The sequence below is a fragment of the Mycobacterium sp. SMC-2 genome, assembly GCF_025263485.1.
Classification (GTDB): domain Bacteria; phylum Actinomycetota; class Actinomycetes; order Mycobacteriales; family Mycobacteriaceae; genus Mycobacterium.
Genome location: NZ_CP079863.1, coordinates 3,933,701 through 3,949,312, shown reverse-complemented (window position 1 = coordinate 3,949,312; position 15,612 = coordinate 3,933,701). Strand labels below are relative to the sequence as shown.

General features: G+C 68.5%; 15 protein-coding genes and 1 pseudogene. 10 read left to right on the top strand and 6 right to left on the bottom strand.

Translation table 11 applies throughout. The annotated features are described in order from the left end of the window. Positions 1–10 precede the first annotated feature (10 nt). A complete protein-coding gene (locus tag KXD96_RS18445; protein WP_260738546.1) occupies positions 11–541 on the top strand; it encodes a YbhB/YbcL family Raf kinase inhibitor-like protein in 531 nt (176 codons plus the stop codon). Between the two features lie 68 nt (positions 542–609). Here the strand turns inward: KXD96_RS18445 and KXD96_RS18440 are convergent, their stop codons facing one another. Genes KXD96_RS18440 through KXD96_RS18430 form a run of 3 tightly spaced genes read right to left on the bottom strand, consistent with a single transcriptional unit; the run spans position 610 to position 3,022 of the window. Continuing rightward, positions 610–1,692, bottom strand: coding sequence for a quinone-dependent dihydroorotate dehydrogenase (locus tag KXD96_RS18440; RefSeq protein WP_260745438.1), 1,083 nt, complete (start codon positions 1,690–1,692; stop codon positions 610–612). A gap of 26 nt (positions 1,693–1,718) precedes the next feature. After that, on the bottom strand, positions 1,719–1,973 hold the full coding sequence (locus tag KXD96_RS18435) for a DUF5703 family protein (RefSeq protein ID WP_260738545.1): 255 nt from the start codon (positions 1,971–1,973) through the stop codon (positions 1,719–1,721). Beyond that, a complete protein-coding gene (locus KXD96_RS18430; RefSeq protein WP_260738543.1) occupies positions 1,970–3,022 on the bottom strand; it encodes a YncE family protein in 1,053 nt (350 codons plus the stop codon). Before KXD96_RS18430 ends, KXD96_RS18435 begins: the two co-directional genes overlap by 4 nt. A 125-nt stretch (positions 3,023–3,147) precedes the next feature. Between KXD96_RS18430 and KXD96_RS18425 the strand changes: the two genes are divergently transcribed. The 7 genes from KXD96_RS18425 (at position 3,148) to KXD96_RS18395 (ending at position 8,914) form a co-directional block, all read left to right on the top strand. Beyond that, positions 3,148–3,450, top strand: coding sequence for a hypothetical protein (locus KXD96_RS18425; protein WP_260738541.1), 303 nt, complete (start codon positions 3,148–3,150; stop codon positions 3,448–3,450). A 97-nt stretch (positions 3,451–3,547) separates the two neighbouring features. After that, positions 3,548–4,306 (top strand): histidine phosphatase family protein, encoded by a 759-nt coding sequence (locus KXD96_RS18420; RefSeq protein ID WP_260738540.1) that lies wholly within the window; start codon positions 3,548–3,550, stop codon positions 4,304–4,306. 73 nt (positions 4,307–4,379) lie between these two features. Beyond that, positions 4,380–4,967 carry a DUF3090 domain-containing protein gene (locus KXD96_RS18415; RefSeq protein ID WP_260738538.1) on the top strand — a complete coding sequence of 196 codons (588 nt, stop codon included), beginning with the start codon at positions 4,380–4,382 and terminating at the stop codon, positions 4,965–4,967. Beyond that, positions 4,951–5,766, top strand: coding sequence for an SCO1664 family protein (locus tag KXD96_RS18410; RefSeq protein ID WP_260738537.1), 816 nt, complete (start codon positions 4,951–4,953; stop codon positions 5,764–5,766). The genes KXD96_RS18415 and KXD96_RS18410 overlap by 17 nt, the downstream gene beginning before the upstream one ends. Before the next feature lie 201 nt (positions 5,767–5,967). Continuing rightward, on the top strand, positions 5,968–6,735 hold the full coding sequence (locus KXD96_RS18405) for a 3'(2'),5'-bisphosphate nucleotidase CysQ (protein ID WP_260745437.1): 768 nt from the start codon (positions 5,968–5,970) through the stop codon (positions 6,733–6,735). Positions 6,736–6,759: 24 nt separating this feature from the next. After that, positions 6,760–7,995 carry a cysteine--1-D-myo-inosityl 2-amino-2-deoxy-alpha-D-glucopyranoside ligase gene (gene mshC, locus KXD96_RS18400; RefSeq protein WP_260738535.1) on the top strand — a complete coding sequence of 412 codons (1,236 nt, stop codon included), beginning with the start codon at positions 6,760–6,762 and terminating at the stop codon, positions 7,993–7,995. A gap of 19 nt (positions 7,996–8,014) precedes the next feature. After that, positions 8,015–8,914: an SDR family oxidoreductase gene (locus tag KXD96_RS18395; RefSeq protein ID WP_260738533.1), complete on the top strand. Its 900-nt coding sequence runs from the start codon at positions 8,015–8,017 to the stop codon at positions 8,912–8,914. Positions 8,915–8,932: 18 nt separating this feature from the next. On the opposite strand, the gene KXD96_RS18390 is transcribed toward KXD96_RS18395, so the two are convergent. Continuing rightward, positions 8,933–9,811 (bottom strand): PAC2 family protein, encoded by an 879-nt coding sequence (locus tag KXD96_RS18390; protein ID WP_260738531.1) that lies wholly within the window; start codon positions 9,809–9,811, stop codon positions 8,933–8,935. Between the two features lie 88 nt (positions 9,812–9,899). Between KXD96_RS18390 and KXD96_RS28790 the strand changes: the two are divergent. Then, positions 9,900–10,165: pseudogene (locus KXD96_RS28790) on the top strand (homocysteine S-methyltransferase family protein); the annotation flags it as partial. A 130-nt stretch (positions 10,166–10,295) separates the two neighbouring features. After that, the gene (metH, locus tag KXD96_RS18385) at positions 10,296–14,033 is read left to right on the top strand and encodes a methionine synthase (protein ID WP_260738530.1); all 3,738 of its coding nucleotides are present in this window, start codon (positions 10,296–10,298) and stop codon (positions 14,031–14,033) included. Between the two features lie 99 nt (positions 14,034–14,132). On the opposite strand, the gene KXD96_RS18380 is transcribed toward metH, so the two are convergent. Beyond that, positions 14,133–14,900, bottom strand: a complete 768-nt coding sequence (locus KXD96_RS18380; protein WP_260738527.1) for a mannan-binding family protein — start codon at positions 14,898–14,900, stop codon at positions 14,133–14,135. Then, complete coding sequence (locus tag KXD96_RS18375) at positions 14,897–15,592, bottom strand: tetratricopeptide repeat protein (protein WP_260738525.1); 696 nt, start codon at positions 15,590–15,592, stop codon at positions 14,897–14,899. The genes KXD96_RS18380 and KXD96_RS18375 overlap by 4 nt, the downstream gene beginning before the upstream one ends. Positions 15,593–15,612 lie beyond the last annotated feature (20 nt).

The following is a 15,612-nucleotide window of genomic DNA, read 5'->3' as shown; positions in this document are numbered from 1 at the left end:
AGGATCGACCATGAGCACCGCGCCCGACCCGTACGCAGCACTGCCGAAGCTGCCGACATTCACCCTGACCTCGGAGTCGATCACCGATGGCCAGTCGCTGGCCATGCCGCAGGTCAGCGGAATCATGGGCGCGGGCGGAGAAGACGTCAGTCCGCAGTTGAGCTGGTCGGGGTTCCCGAGGGAGACGCGCAGCTTCGCCGTCACCGTCTACGACCCCGACGCGCCGACGGCCTCGGGGTTCTGGCACTGGGCGGTGGCCAACCTGCCGGCCGACGTCACCGGACTGCCCGCGGGTGCGGGCGACGGCAGCGACCTGCCCGGTGGCGCGCTGACGCTGGTGAACGACGCCGGGATGCGCCGCTACATCGGGGCTGCGCCGCCGCCGGGGCACGGGCCGCATCGCTACTACGTCGCGGTGCACGCCGTGGACGTCGACAAGCTCGACCTCGGCGAGGATGCCAGCCCCGCCTACCTCGGCTTCAACCTGTTCCAGCACGCGATCGCGCGCGCGGTGATTCACGGCATCTACGAACAGAAGTAGGTCGCGAGGGTGCAACTACCGACACCCCCACTCGGGGAACGCGTCGCTAGTTGCACTCTCGCGGCGGGCTAGCGCCGTGCCGCGGATCCGACCGCATCGCTGAGCGAGGCGAACCCGCCGTCGTGCAGCCGGCGCGCGATGCCGTCGTGAATTCGCTTGGGCCACAAGCCTCCTCCATAGATGAAGCCGGTGTAGCCCTGCAGCAGCGACGCGCCCGCGGTGATGCGCTCCCACGCGTCGTCGGCCGTTTCGATGCCCCCCACGCTGATCAGCACCAGGCGATCGCCGACCCGGGCGTGGAGCCGGCGCAACACCTCGGTGGCCCGGCGCGCGACCGGCGGCCCGGAGATGCCGCCCGGGCCCAGCGCGTCGACCCCGGGCGTTGTCAGGCCGTCGCGCGACACCGTGGTGTTGGTGGCCACGATTCCGGCCAGGCCCAGTTCGACGGCCAGGTCGGCGACGGCGTCAAGGTCGGCGTCGGACAGGTCGGGCGCGATCTTCACCAGCACCGGTGTGGGGGTCCCGGGGGTGCCGGACGCCTCGGCCAGGACGGCGGACAGGATGGGCCGCAGCGACTCGACGGCCTGCAGGTCGCGCAGGCCGGGCGTGTTCGGTGAGCTGACGTTGACCACCAGATAGGACGCCAGCGGTCCGACCAGGCGGGCGCTGGCCCGGTAGTCGTCGACGGCGTCGGCGGCCGGCGTGCTCTTCGTCTTGCCGATGTTGACCCCGATCGGGATGTCGGGGCGGTGCCGCGCGAGCTGGATCGCCAGCGCGCCGGCGCCGAGGTTGTTGAAGCCCAGCCGGTTCAGCAGGGCCCGGTCGGCGGGCAGCCGGAACATGCGCGGGGCCGGGTTGCCGGGCTGCGCGTTCGCGGTGACGGTCCCGACCTCGGCGTAGCCGAACCCCAGCGCACCCCAGGTCAGTAACCCCTTGCCGTCCTTGTCGAAGCCGGCGGCCAGCCCGAGCGGCCCCGGGAAACGCACCCCGAACACGGTGCTCGCCAGCGCCGGATCATTGGGGCCGAGCAGCCGGTGCAGCAGCCGCCGGGCGAAGCCAAGCGCGGTGGCGCCGCGCAGCACCGCGAAGACCATGGTGTGGATGCGCTCGGGCGGAACCAGGAAGAGCAGCCGTCGCACCAGGCCGTACACCATGCCGTCGCGGGGTTGGGCCACCGTCACAGTTCCGGCTGATCGGGCCGCCGGTTGTTCAGCCGAGATTTTTTGCGGCGCAACAACACTCGCCTGCTTCCGTCGGTGTAGAGCCGCACCCGGGTCAGCTCCCACCCGCGGTATTCGGCCTCGATGGACAGCCGCGTGGATGCGCTGAGCCGGGTGACCTCCGGCGGCAGGCGCAGCGGCACCCACTCGTATTCGTCGGACAACTCGGTGTCCCAGCCCGCGGGCAGCCGGCTACTGCGCGGCGCGGTCAACGCGTACCCGCCGCGTGCTCGATGACCTGCACCCCGGCACCGGACCCCGACACCACGTACAGGGTGTCTGACGCTTCGTCGAAGGCCAGTGAGTTCGGTTGCTGCACGGTTGGGTAACGCACCTTTTCGGCGGGAATTCCGGTGGACAGATCGTAACCAATCACGATATTGGAAGCGGTCTGGGTTACCCAGCTCAACGCGCGGGAGCCGGCAAGACCGTATGGCGCCCGGGGCACCGGATAAGCCTGCCGCAAGATCAGCGGGTCGACGCCATAGACCAGCAACTGGCCGCCGCGCGTGTCGGCGACCAAGACCCGGCCCCACGGGTCCGCGGTCATGGTGGTCGCGCCTTCGCCGGCCCGCAGCGCCTGTTGGGCTTGACCGTCGGGCCCGATCGTGGTCACCGAGGTCTGTCCCCGATCCAGCACCGCCGTCGTATTGGCTTGGGTAGCAAGGGAATCGACGCGGGCGAAGATCTTGGTCCGGCTTCCGACGGTCGCGGTGTCGACGGCGCCGGGCGTCGGTGAGGCAAGGATGTAGACGGCCCCGTCGGCGCTGCCCAGCACCAACTTGCCGTCGGCGCGCAGGGCGATCGCGGTGAAGTCGGCCTGCTGGGCATCGGTCACGTTCACCCGTGCCGTGCGGCCGGTAGGCAGGTCGACCACGAAGTAGCCGCCCCGCGCGGCCAGGAACAGCGTGCCGCGGCCGTCATCGGTCAACGTGGTCGCCGGCCCCGGCAACTCGATGACCCGCGGCGTGGCCTTCGGGTCACCGAAGACGGTGACGGTGGCCGGTCGCGCCGGGGCGGCGCCCGGCGCCAGGACGGCCAGCTGGTGGGTGCCGCCGTCGAAGACCGCCGCGGTCGCGGCGGCGGCCAGCGGGCGCACCTCGCCGGCCGGACTCTGGGACACCGGTGGAGACACGGCGGCCACGGCCGGCTCGATGGTGGGCGGCGCGGATTTGAGTGTGTTGGACGAACATCCCACCACCACGGCCAGCAAAAGCGCGATGACAAGCAGACGGGGCTGAGCTGTCAATTGATGACGCATGCGGCTTGACAGCAATTATTTTTCCTCGCGTAACGACTGTGGACTTCCGAGTCTAAGGAACGCCATCGCATCCAATATGGCCATGTCGCCCACATCAAGCCCCGCGGGCGAGGTATCGTCGCCTCATGGCCGTCATCGTTGACCGGCATATCGCGGCAAAAGAGTTTGCTGTCGAAGACATGTCGACAGGAATCTTCGCCAGCGGGTATGGACAAGTCGGTGATGGGCGCAGTTTTTCGTTCCGCATCGAACACCGCTCGCTCATCGTCGAGATTTACCGACCGCGCCTTGCCGGGCCAGTTCCCCTGGCCGAAGAGGTGGTCGCCACGGCGGTCCGCAGCCTGGTCGATATCGACCTCACCGACGAGCGCAGCCTGACCGCCGCGGTGCGTGACTCGGTGGCGCACGCGGTGCCGGTATCGCACTAGTCACCGGTATCGCCCCCGTCAGTAGCGCACTCGCACCGGGTACGGTCGTGGTCGTGGTTGCCCCAACCTCTCGGACGTCTCGGTTGGACACCGTGGCATGACAGTCATCCTGTTGCGGCACGGTCGATCCAGCTCGAACACCGCCGGCGTCCTGGCCGGCCGCTCCGAGGGCGTCGACCTCGACGACAAGGGGCGCGATCAGGCCGCCGGGCTGATCGACCGGATCGGTGACCTGCCCATCCGCGCACTGATCAGCTCGCCGTTGCTGCGCTGCCGGCGCACCCTCGAACCGCTCGCCGAAGCGCTGTGCCTCGAGCCGCTCATCGACGAGCGGCTGGCCGAAGTGGACTACGGGGACTGGACCGGCCGCAAGATCGCGGAACTGGCCGGCGAGCCGCTGTGGCGGGTCGTGCAGGCCCATCCGAGCGCGGCGGTGTTCCCCGGCGGCGAGGGGCTGGCGCAGGTGCAGGCGCGTGCCGTCGCCGCCGTCCGGGAGCACGATCGACGGCTGGCCCAGGAGCACGGCGGGGAGAACGGCGGCGACGCCCTGTGGGTGGCCTGCACTCACGGTGACGTCATCAAGGCGGTCGTCGCCGACGCGTACGGCATGCACCTGGACGCGTTCCAGCGGGTCACCGCCGACCCGGCGTCGGTGAATGTGATCCGGTACACGGAGTTGCGCCCGTTTGTGTTGCACGTCAACCACACCGGGGCGAAGTTGGCCGCGGCACTGCGGGCCGGGCCACCGCCCCAGGATGCGGCGAAGCCCGAGACGGACGGTGAGCCCGCGGCAACGGAACGGCCGGCCGCGGTCGTGCCGTCCGGCGACGCGGTGGTCGGCGGCTCGACTGATTAATTCCGCTTAAATCAGGCGGAGCGGGGCAATCGAATCGCACGGCGACGGCAACAGCCGGTATTTTGGAGGTGCCATGGCCCGCGCAATTCACGTCTTTCGCACACCCGACCGCTTCGTGGCCGGGACCGTCGGCCAGCCCGGAAACCGAACCTTCTACATCCAGGCCGTGCACGATTCCCGGGTGGTGTCGGTGGTGCTGGAAAAGCAGCAGGTTGCGGTTCTGGCCGAACGCATCGGTGCGCTGCTGCTCGAGGTGAATCGCAGGTTCGGCACGCCGGTCCCGCCGGAGCCCGCCGAGGTGGAGGACTTGAATCCGCTGATCACACCGGTCGATGCCGAGTTTCGGGTCGGAACCATGGGCCTGGGCTGGGATTCGGAGGCCCAGACCGTAGTGGTCGAGTTGCTGGCCGTCACCGACGCCGAGTTCGACGCGTCGGTGGTGCTCGATGACACCGAAGAGGGCCCCGACGCGGTGCGGGTGTTCTTGACGCCGGAGTCGGCGCGGCAGTTCGCCACCCGCTCCACTCGCGTCATCTCGGCGGGACGCCCGCCGTGCCCGCTGTGCGACGAACCGTTGGATCCGGAAGGCCACATCTGCGCGCGCGCCAACGGCTATAGGCGCAGCGCGCTGCTCGGGCCCGACGATGAACTTGAGGCCTGACGACCGTGAGGCGTTGCGCAACGGCGAGCTGACGGTCATCGGACGTATCCGCTCAGCCAGCAACGCCACCTTCCTGTGCGAATCCACGCTCGGCGAATTGACGGTGCACTGCGTCTACAAGCCGGTGTCCGGTGAGGCCCCGCTGTGGGACTTTCCTGACGGGACGCTGGCCGGCCGCGAACTCGGCGCATACCTGGTGTCGACGCAGTTGGGTTGGAACATCGTGCCCTACACCGTGATTCGTCACGGGCCGGCCGGTCCGGGCATGCTGCAGCTTTGGGTCGAGCAACCCGGCGACGCGGCCGACTCCGACCCGAGGCCCGGCCCCGACCTGGTCGACCTGTTTCCCGCCAACGAACCGCAACCCGGTTACCTGCCGGTGCTACGGGCCTACGACTATGCCGGCGACGAGGTCGTCTTGATGCACGCCGACGACATCCGGCTGTGGCGGATGGCGGTCTTCGACGTGTTGGTCAACAACGCCGACCGCAAAGGTGGCCATGTTCTGCGCGACGTCGAGGGCCACATCTACGGCGTCGACCACGGTGTGTGCCTGCACGTGGAGAACAAACTCCGCACGGTGCTATGGGGCTGGGCCGGCAAGCCCGTCGACGAGAAAATGCTGGAGGCGGTGGCCGGGCTCACCGAGGCCCTGGCCGGCTCGCTGGGCGATGAATTGGCCGAGCACATCACGCGGGCGGAGATCGCGGCGCTGCGCAGGCGCGCGCACGCGCTGCTCAACGATCCGGTGATGCCCGGACCCAACCGGCACCGTCCCATTCCGTGGCCGGCCTTCTGAGGCGATGGCAAGCGCGGCGTAGCCGGGCGTAGCCGGTCGCCGCCCCGGCCTTCGGAGGCGATGGCAAGCGCGGCGTAGCCCGGTCGCCGCCACGGCCTTCTGAGGCGATGGCAAGCGCGGCGTAGCCCGGTCGCCGCCACGGCTTTAGGCCACGGCGCGGGCGTCGGAGATACTGAGTCGGTGAGCCAGGGCCCGGACGAGATGACCGACGCCGCTCTGGCCGCCGAACTCGCCGCCGACGCGGGGGAACTGCTGCTGAAGGTGCGCGACGAGATCGGATTCGGTCATCCGTGGGCGTTGGGTGACGCCGGCGACGCCCTGGCCAACGAGCTAATCCTGCGGCGGCTGCGCGCCGAGCGCCCTGATGATGCGGTGCTCAGCGAGGAGGCCTACGACGACCGGGTCCGGTTGCGGCGCGACCGGGTCTGGATCATCGACCCGTTGGACGGCACCCGGGAGTTCACCACCCCGGGCCGCGACGACTGGGCGGTGCACATTGCGCTGTGGCAGCGCCCCACCAACGGCCGACGGGAGATCACCGACGCCGCGGTGTCGTTGCCGGCCCGCGGGAACGCCGTTTACCGCACCGACACCGTGACTGCCGACGCCGCGCGCGTCGGCATCCCGCATACGTTCCGGATCGCCGTCAGCGCCACCCGGCCGCCCTTCCTGCTGCACCGCATGCGCCAGTCGTTGGCGATCCAGCCGGTGGCGATCGGTTCGGCGGGCGCCAAGGCCATGGCCATCATCGACGGCGAAGTCGACGCCTACCTGCACGCGGGCGGTCAGTGGGAATGGGACTCGGCGGCGCCGGCCGGGGTGGTGATGGCCGCCGGCATGCACGCGTCACGGCTGGACGGCTCGCCCATGCGCTACAACCAGTCGGATCCGTACCTGCCCGACTTCCTGATGTGCCGCGCCGAGCTGGCGCCGATCCTGCTGGCCGCCATCCGCGACGCGTGGCGCTAACCTCCCGCGTTTAGAGTCGTTGGCATGCAGTCGTGGGCGTTTCCACCGGTTCCGGTGTTGCCGGGGCGTGGGCCGGAGCTCCGGCTGTATGACACCTCCGACCGGCAGGTGCGCCCGGTAGCGGCCGGATCGACCGCGACGATGTACGTCTGCGGCATCACGCCGTACGACTCCACCCACCTCGGGCACGCGGCCACCTACCTGACCTTCGACGTGATCCACCGGCAATGGCTGGACCTCGGCCACGCCGTGCACTACGTGCAGAACGTCACCGACGTCGACGATCCCCTGTTCGAGCGGGCCGACCGCGACGGCGTCGACTGGCGCGAACTCGCCGACCGCGAGGTCGCGCGCTTTCGCGAGGACATGGCGGCGCTGCGGGTCCTGCCGCCCCGCGAGTACGTCGCGGCCACCCAGGCGATCCCCGAGGTGATCGAGCTTGTCGAGAAGATGCTGGCGTCGGGCGCGGCGTACGTCGTCGACGGCGACTACCCGGACGTCTACTACCGGGCGGACGCCACGCCGCAGTTCGGCTACGAGTCCGGCTACGACCGCGAGACCATGCTGCGACTCTTCGAGCAACGCGGCGGCGACCCGCACCGGTCCGGCAAGACCGACGAGCTCGACGCGCTGCTGTGGCGGGCCGCGCGCCCGGGCGAGCCGAGTTGGCCGTCACCGTTCGGCGCCGGGCGGCCCGGCTGGCATGTCGAGTGCGCGGCGATCGCGCTCAGCCGCATCGGCAGCGGCCTGGACATCCAGGGCGGCGGCAGCGACCTGATCTTCCCGCACCACGAATTCACCGCCGCCCACGCCGAGTGCGTCAGGGGCGAGCGACGGTTCGCCCGCCACTACGTGCACGCGGGAATGATCGGCTGGGAGGGGCACAAGATGTCCAAGAGCCGCGGCAACCTGGTGCTGGTGTCGACCTTGCGGGCCCAAGGCGTCGAGCCGGCGGTCATCCGGCTGGGGCTGCTGTCCGGGCACTACCGCGTGGACCGGTTCTGGAGCCAGCAGGTGCTCGACGAGGCCAACGCCCGGCTGGCGCGCTGGCGCAGCGCGGCCGGGCTGACCGCCGGCCCGGACGCCGCCGACGTGGTCGCGCGGGTGCGCCAATACCTCGCCGACGACCTGAACACCCCCAAAGCTCTTGCGGCGCTTGATGGCTGGACAACCGACGCCCTCGAATACGGTGGCCACGACACCAAGGCGCCGCGGTTGGTGGCCACTGCGATCGACGCGCTGCTCGGGGTGGAACTGTGAAGGCGGTACGTTGGCGGCCATGACGTCGCTGCAGGGCAAGGTCGTTTTCATCACCGGTGGCGCCCGGGGAATCGGTGCCCATGTCGCCCGTCGGCTGGCCAACAAGGGCGCCAAGCTCGTTCTCACCGACCTGAACGACGCCGAGCTGGCCGCGCTGGCCGCCGAGCTCGGCGAGGACCGGGTGCTGCCCGCGGTCGCCGACGTGCGCGACCTGCCGGCTATGCAGGCCGTCGCCGCCCGGGCGGTCGAACGCTTCGGCGGCATCGACATCGTGGTGGCCAACGCCGGCATCGCCAGCTACGGGTCGGTGCTGCAGGTTGACCCGGAGGCGTTCAGGCGGGTGATGGAAGTCAACGTGAACGGGGTCTTCAACACCGTGCGCGCCACACTGCCGGCGCTGATCGAGCGCCGCGGCTACCTGCTGATCGTCTCGTCGCTGGCCGCGTATGCCGCCTGCCCGGGCCTGGCCCCCTACAACGCGTCGAAGGCCGCCGTCGAGATCTTCGCCAACGCGCTGCGGCTGGAGGTCGCCCACCACGGCGTCAGCGTCGGTTCGTCGCACATGTCGTGGATCGACACCGCCCTGGTCCGCGACACCGAGGCCGACCTGCCCGCCTTCGGCAAACTGCTCGCCAGCTTCCCGTGGCCGCTGAACAAGACCACCACCGTCGACAAGTGCGCGGACGCCTTCGTCAAGGGCATCGAGGGCCGCCGCAACCGCGTCTACTGCCCGCGATGGGTGGCCCTGTTCCGCTGGGTCAAGCCGGTGCTGTCCAGCCCGGTGGGGGAACTGCCGCTGCACAAACCCGCCGCCGAGCTGCTGCCCCAACTCGACGCCCAGGTAGCCGCGCTCGGGCGCTCGATGTCTGCGTCCAACGTCGAGTTGTTGCGCGAAAATCGCGCTGACGACCCCCACTAGTCGACGTTCGGCGAAAGGTTATTTGCGCCGTCGGCGCAGGTAGCGCTCGAACTCCGCGGCCAGCGCGTCGCCGTCGATCTTGCCCAGCGCCTCGTTCATGTCCACCTCGGCGTCGCCGCGCTGCTCCAGCGACGACACGTATTCGGCCAGGTCCTCGTCCTCGGCGGCCATCTCGGTGATGGCCTGCTCCCACTCCTCGGCCTCGGTCGGCAGGTCCGCCAGCGGCACCTCGATGTCCAGCACGTCCTCGACGCGGCGCAACAGCGCCACCGTCGCCTTCGGGTTGGGCGGTTGCGACACGTAGTGCGGCACCGCCGCCCAGAACGTCACCGCTGGAATTCCCGCGGCAACGCAGGCGTCCTGGAACACCCCGGCGATGCCGGTCGGGCCCTCGTAGCGGCTCTCCTCGAGCCCGAAGCGTTTGGCCGACTCGGGGGAGTAGGCGGCGCCCGAAACCGGAACCGGCCGGGTGTGCGGGGTGTCGGCCAGCAGGGCGCCCAGGATGACCACGGTGTCCACGTTGAGCTTGTCGGCGATGGCGACGAGCTCGGCGCAGAAGGTGCGCCAGCGCATGTTGGGTTCCACCCCGTGCATCAACACGACGTCGCGGTCGCTGCCCGGCGGCCGGCAGTGCGAAATCCGCATCGCCGGCCACACCAGCTCGCGGGTGACCCCGTCGACCTGCCGGATGACGGGCCGATTCACCTGGTAGTCGTAGTAGGCCTCGTCGTCGATCTCCAGGATCGGGTCGGCTTCCCAAATCGCCTCGAGGTGCTCTAGGGCGTCGCTGGCGGCGTCACCGGCGTCGTTCCAGCCCTCGAACGCCGCCACGACGATGGTGTTGTGCAGTTCGGGCAGTGCGGCTTCTCCAAAGGGGGAGCCCTCGGGCGGGGTCACAGAATCAGCGTACGGCCTTCCGCCGGGCGACGATGCGGACAACCTGTCAACCTCCGGGCGCATTTCATAGGACGACTATCCTTGTGGGGTGACTGCCGCTGACGATTACCGCTACGACACGGGCATCGTGGACACTTTGGCGCAGCGGGTGATGGTCGGCGACAAAGCGATGGGTACCCAGCTGCGGGCGGCTGACCTGAGCCTCGACCACTTCAACCGCCGGCGTCGACGCGGTCGAGACGAAATACGTTCGGCTGCAATCTGGTTAACCTTGGTAACTACGACATTGCCGACAAGATCCGCGAGCCGGCGCTCAGGGGCACCGCGATCGCCGAAGCGGGTCGGGTCGAGCTGGGCGTCCAGACGTCGGGTGGCGACGTAGACTTTTCACCGTCGAGAGGCGTTGCAACGGTTCTCCGGTTTTTGCCGGTATCCGCCACGCTCGGCAGAGTCAAGGACGCCTTCCGCTACGGAAGGAACGTACGTGAACGCCGTTGAGACAAACTTCGCACCGAACATCCGCCCCGACTGCACCGATGAGCTAAAGGCAGCTCTGCGCCAGCGGATCATGGTGATCGACGGTGCGATGGGCACGGCGATCCAGCGCGACCGGCCGGACGAGGCCGGCTACCGCGGCGACCGGTTCACGGAGTGGCCGACGGCTCTTCAGGGCAACAACGACCTGCTCAACCTGACGCAGCCGCAGATCATCGAGGGGATCCACCGCGAGTACCTCGAGGCGGGCGCCGACATCCTGGAGACCAACACGTTCAACGCGAACGCGATCTCGCTCTCCGACTACGGCATGGCTGACCTGAGCTACGAGCTGAACTACGCCGGCGCCGCCCTGGCGCGGGCGGCCGCCGACGAGTTCAGCACCCCGGAGAAGCCCCGCTACGTCGCCGGCGCGATCGGGCCGACGACGCGGACCGCGTCGATCTCGCCGGACGTCAACGACCCGGGCGCCCGCAACGTCTCCTACGACCAGCTGGTCGCCGCCTACCTCGAAGCCGCCAACGGCCTGGTCGACGGCGGTGCGGACCTCCTCATCATCGAGACGATCTTCGACTCGCTGAACGCCAAGGCGGCGGTGTTCGCCGTCGAGACGCTGTTCGAGGAGCGCGGACGACGCTGGCCGGTGATCATTTCGGGCACCATCACAGACGCCTCCGGGCGGACGTTGTCCGGCCAGGTCACCGAGGCGTTCTGGAACGCCATCAGGCACGCGAAGCCGCTCGCGGTCGGCCTGAACTGCGCGCTGGGCGCGCCTGAGATGAGGCCCTACATCGCCGAGATGTCGCGGATCGCAGACACCTTTGTCTCGTGCTACCCGAACGCCGGCCTGCCCAACGCCTTCGGCGAATACGACGAGGACCCGGAGCGCCAGGCGAGCTACATCGCCGACTTCGCCGAGGCCGGCCTGGTCAACCTCGTCGGTGGTTGCTGCGGAACGGCACCGCCGCACATCGCCGAGATCGCCAAGGTCGTCGAGGGCAAGCCGCCGCGCGAGCTGCCGGAGGTCCCGGTGGCCACCCGGCTCTCGGGCCTGGAGCCGCTCAACATCACCGACGACTCCCTGTTCGTGAACATCGGTGAGCGCACCAACATCACCGGCTCCGCCCGGTTCCGCAACCTGATCAAGGCCGAGGACTACGACACCGCGCTGTCGGTCGCCCTGCAGCAGGTCGAGGTCGGTGCGCAGGTCATCGACATCAACATGGACGAGGGCATGATCGACGGCGTAGCCGCGATGGATCGGTTCACCAAGCTGATCGCGGCCGAGCCGGACATCAGCCGCGTCCCGGTGATGATCGACTCCTCCAAGTGGGAGGTCATCGAAGCCGGCCTGAAGAACGTGCAGGGCAAGCCGATCGTCAACTCGATCTCCATGAAGGAGGGCGAGGAGAAGTTCATCCGCGAGGCCCGGCTGTGCCGCAAGTACGGCGCAGCCGTCGTCGTGATGGCCTTCGACGAGCAGGGCCAGGCCGACAACCTGGAGCGGCGCATCCAGATCTGCGGGCGCGCCTACCGGATCCTGACCGAAGAGGTCGGCTTCCCGCCCGAGGACATCATCTTCGACCCGAACTGCTTCGCGCTGGCGACCGGCATCGAGGAGCACGCGACGTACGGGATCGACTTCATCGAGGCCTGCGCCTGGATCAAGGAAAACCTTCCGGGAGTGCACATCTCCGGCGGCATCTCGAACGTGTCGTTCTCGTTCCGGGGCAACAACCCCGTCCGCGAGGCGATCCACTCGGTGTTCCTGTTCCATGCCATCAAAGCCGGCCTGGACATGGGCATCGTCAACGCCGGTGCGCTGGTGCCCTACGACTCGATCGACCCCGAGCTGCGCGACCGCATCGAGGACGTCGTCCTGAACCGTCGCGAGGACGCGGCCGAACGGCTCCTGGAGATCGCCGAACGGTTCAACAGCTCGGAGAAGTCCGAGGACCCGGGGGCGGCCGAGTGGCGCAGCCTGCCGGTCCGCGAGCGGATCACGCACGCGCTGGTCAAGGGCATCGACGCCCACGTCGATACCGACACCGAGGAATTGCGGGCCGAGATCGCCGCCGCGGGTGGTCGCCCGATCGAGGTGATCGAGGGCCCGCTGATGGACGGCATGAACGTCGTCGGCGACCTCTTCGGCTCGGGCAAGATGTTCCTGCCCCAGGTCGTGAAGTCGGCCCGGGTGATGAAGAAGGCGGTCGCGTACCTGCTCCCGTACATCGAGGCGGAGAAGCAGCCAGGGGACGCCGACAGATCCAACGGCACCATCGTGATGGCGACCGTCAAGGGCGACGTCCACGACATCGGCAAGAACATCGTCGGGGTCGTGCTGCAGTGCAACAACTACACCGTGATCGACCTCGGTGTGATGGTGCCTGCGCAAAAGATCCTGGACGCGGCCAAGGAGCACGACGCCGACATCATCGGGCTGTCCGGGCTGATCACCCCGTCCCTGGACGAGATGGTCAACTTCGCCGTGGAGATGGAACGCGAGGGGCTGGAAATCCCGCTGCTGATCGGTGGCGCGACCACCTCGCGCGCCCACACGGCCGTGAAGGTGGCGCCGCGTCGTAGCGGTCCGGTGGTCTGGGTCAAGGACGCCTCCCGCTCAGTGCCGGTCGCCGCCGCGCTCCTCGACGACAAGCAGCGTCCGGCCCTGCTGGAGGCCACCGAGGCCGACTATGCATCCTTGCGCGAACGGCACGCCCAGAAGAACGAGCGGCCGATGCTGACGCTTCAAATGGCGCGCGCGAACCGGACGCCGATCGAGTGGGACGGCTACACGCCGCCGGTGCCCGCCCAGGGCGTCGGTGTGCGGGAGTTCCTGGATTACGACCTCGCCGAGCTGCGCGAGTACATCGACTGGCAGCCGTTCTTCAACGCCTGGGAGATGAAGGGCAGGTTCCCCGACATCCTCAACAACCCCTCCTCGGGCGAGGCTGCCCGCAAGCTGTACGACGACGCCCAGCACATGCTCGACACCGTGATCAAGGAGAAATGGCTGACCGCCAACGGCGTGGTTGGGTTCTTCCCGGCGAACGCGGTCGGTGACGACATCGAGGTGTACACCGACGAGACCCGTACCGAGGTGCTGACCACGTTGCACAACCTGCGCCAGCAGGGCGAGCACCGGGACGGCATCCCGAACCGGTCGCTGGGCGACTACATCGCGCCCAAGGACACCGGTCTGGCCGACTACATCGGCGCCTTCGCCGTCACCGCGGGACTCGGCAGCCAGGAAAAGATCGCGGAGTTCAAGGCGGCCCTCGACGACTACAGCGCGATCCTGCTGGAGTCGGTCGCCGACCGGCTGGCAGAGGCCTTCGCCGAACGGATGCACCAACGGGTCCGCAAGGAGTTCTGGGGATTCCAGCCCGACGAGCAGCTGGACAACGAGGCGCTCATCGATGAGAAGTACCAGGGGATCCGCCCCGCCCCCGGCTACCCGGCGTGCCCGGAGCACACCGAGAAGGTGACGCTGTGGAAGTTGATGGACGTCCACGAGCGGACCGGCATCGAACTGACCGAGTCGATGGCGATGTGGCCCGGTGCCGCCGTCAGCGGCTGGTACTTCTCGCACCCGCAATCGCAGTACTTCGTGGTCGGCCGGATGGCCCAGGACCAGGTCGCCGACTACGCCAAGCGCAAGGGCTGGACCCTGCGGGAAGCCGAGCGCTGGCTCAGCTCCAACCTCGGCTACAACCCGGAGGACTGAGCTCCGTCGCGAGCGCGCGTGTTTGTTCCCCCGCGAGCGGGTGGTGCCCCCAGGGGACACGCAGGTGAGCGTGGCAATTTGCGGACGCTCGCGGTCGACTCAGATGCGCAGCACCGGCGCCAGGGCCGACAGCGGGATGTGCGCTTGCACCGTGCCCCCGTCCATGTACCACTGCATGGCGCCGGGCGTGAAGTTGAGGGGCTCGTCGTGACCCACCGGGTAGTCGGGCATGTAGAGGATCAACTCGTCGGGCGTCACCGCCCAAGCCTTGTAGGCCCCGGAGTAGACCTTGTCCGGAGTCCAGCGGTCGATCACGAAGGGGTAGGTTCCGGGGTCGTGGGGCGGCGGCGCCTGATTGAGCGCCGTCTCGATAAACGGTTGCGCCAGTGGGGGAATGGCGGTCAGCGGATTTGACGTCGTCAGATCCGCCAGCTGCACCCGCCGGCCGCTCGCCATGTCGAACGTGAAGGTCCGATAGGCGTTGTTGAACTGCGGCCCGTCGGCGTGGTAGTCCTCGTGGAACACCGCGCTGAGCAGGTTGCCGTGCCGGAATACTTCGAAGTTCTCCTCGCCGTAGCTGTCGGCCGCCATGCTGACGTTGGCCGACTTCCAGTTGTTGACCAGGGTGTGCAGGTAGTCGCGGATCACCGGGCCCGTCGTCGGATTGTCGACCAGGTCCTCGGGGACGGCGACCTTGATGTCGCGTACGGCCTTGCGCTCCGACGTCACAGAGGTGCGGCAGTACTGGCCGTCCCAGTCGCCGCCGAGCTCGCCACAGAATGACGGGGCGGACGCGTGTGCAGTGACGGTGGTGGGAATCGTTGTCGCGGCGATCATTACCGATGCCGCGAGTATTCGTCGCATCACAGCAGCTGGACCTTGCTTGCCCGCCAGCGACCGTCGACCTTTTCCATGGTCATCTTTATCCTGCTGCGGTCGATCCGCGGGTCGGGTGCGGCAGTGTTGGTGACCGTCTGGTCGATGAAGAGCAGCACGACAACCTTGTTCGCGGATTCGGACCGAATCGCCGAGTCCACCACCACGCCGTGGGCCGTCGCCTTGTTGTCGATCAGCAGCTGGCGAAGCTTGACGCTGGACTGGGTATACATGTCCTTGAACTCGCCCGTCGCACCATCGAGCACCTGCCTGAAGTTCTCGTCGACCTTGTTGGAATCAATACTCGTCAGCACCTGCGCGTAGGCGATGGCCGCCTGCTGGGCCTGTTCGCCGGCCAGCTTGACCTGATGTTCTTGCCACTGCCGCCAGCCGAGGAAACCCGAAACGGCAAGTGACGCAACGAGTAATGCCGGGAGCACGCTGCGACGCAGATAGCGCTTCCAGGGGCGCTTGCCGCGCTCGCCCTCGGGACGCTTGCGGTTGAGCAGCTCGCCCGTGTCTTCGTCGGTCTGGTCTTCGTCCGTCTGGTCTTGGTCGGCGGATTCGTCGACGCGGACCTCCTCGGCGTCTTCGGTTGTGGCTACCGGTATTCCGGCATCCGGTTCTGCGTCCGCGCGTGCCTCGGCCTTCGGGTTCTTCTTGGTGGTCACGATCACGATCATCTCCTAAAGGTTCGCTGTTC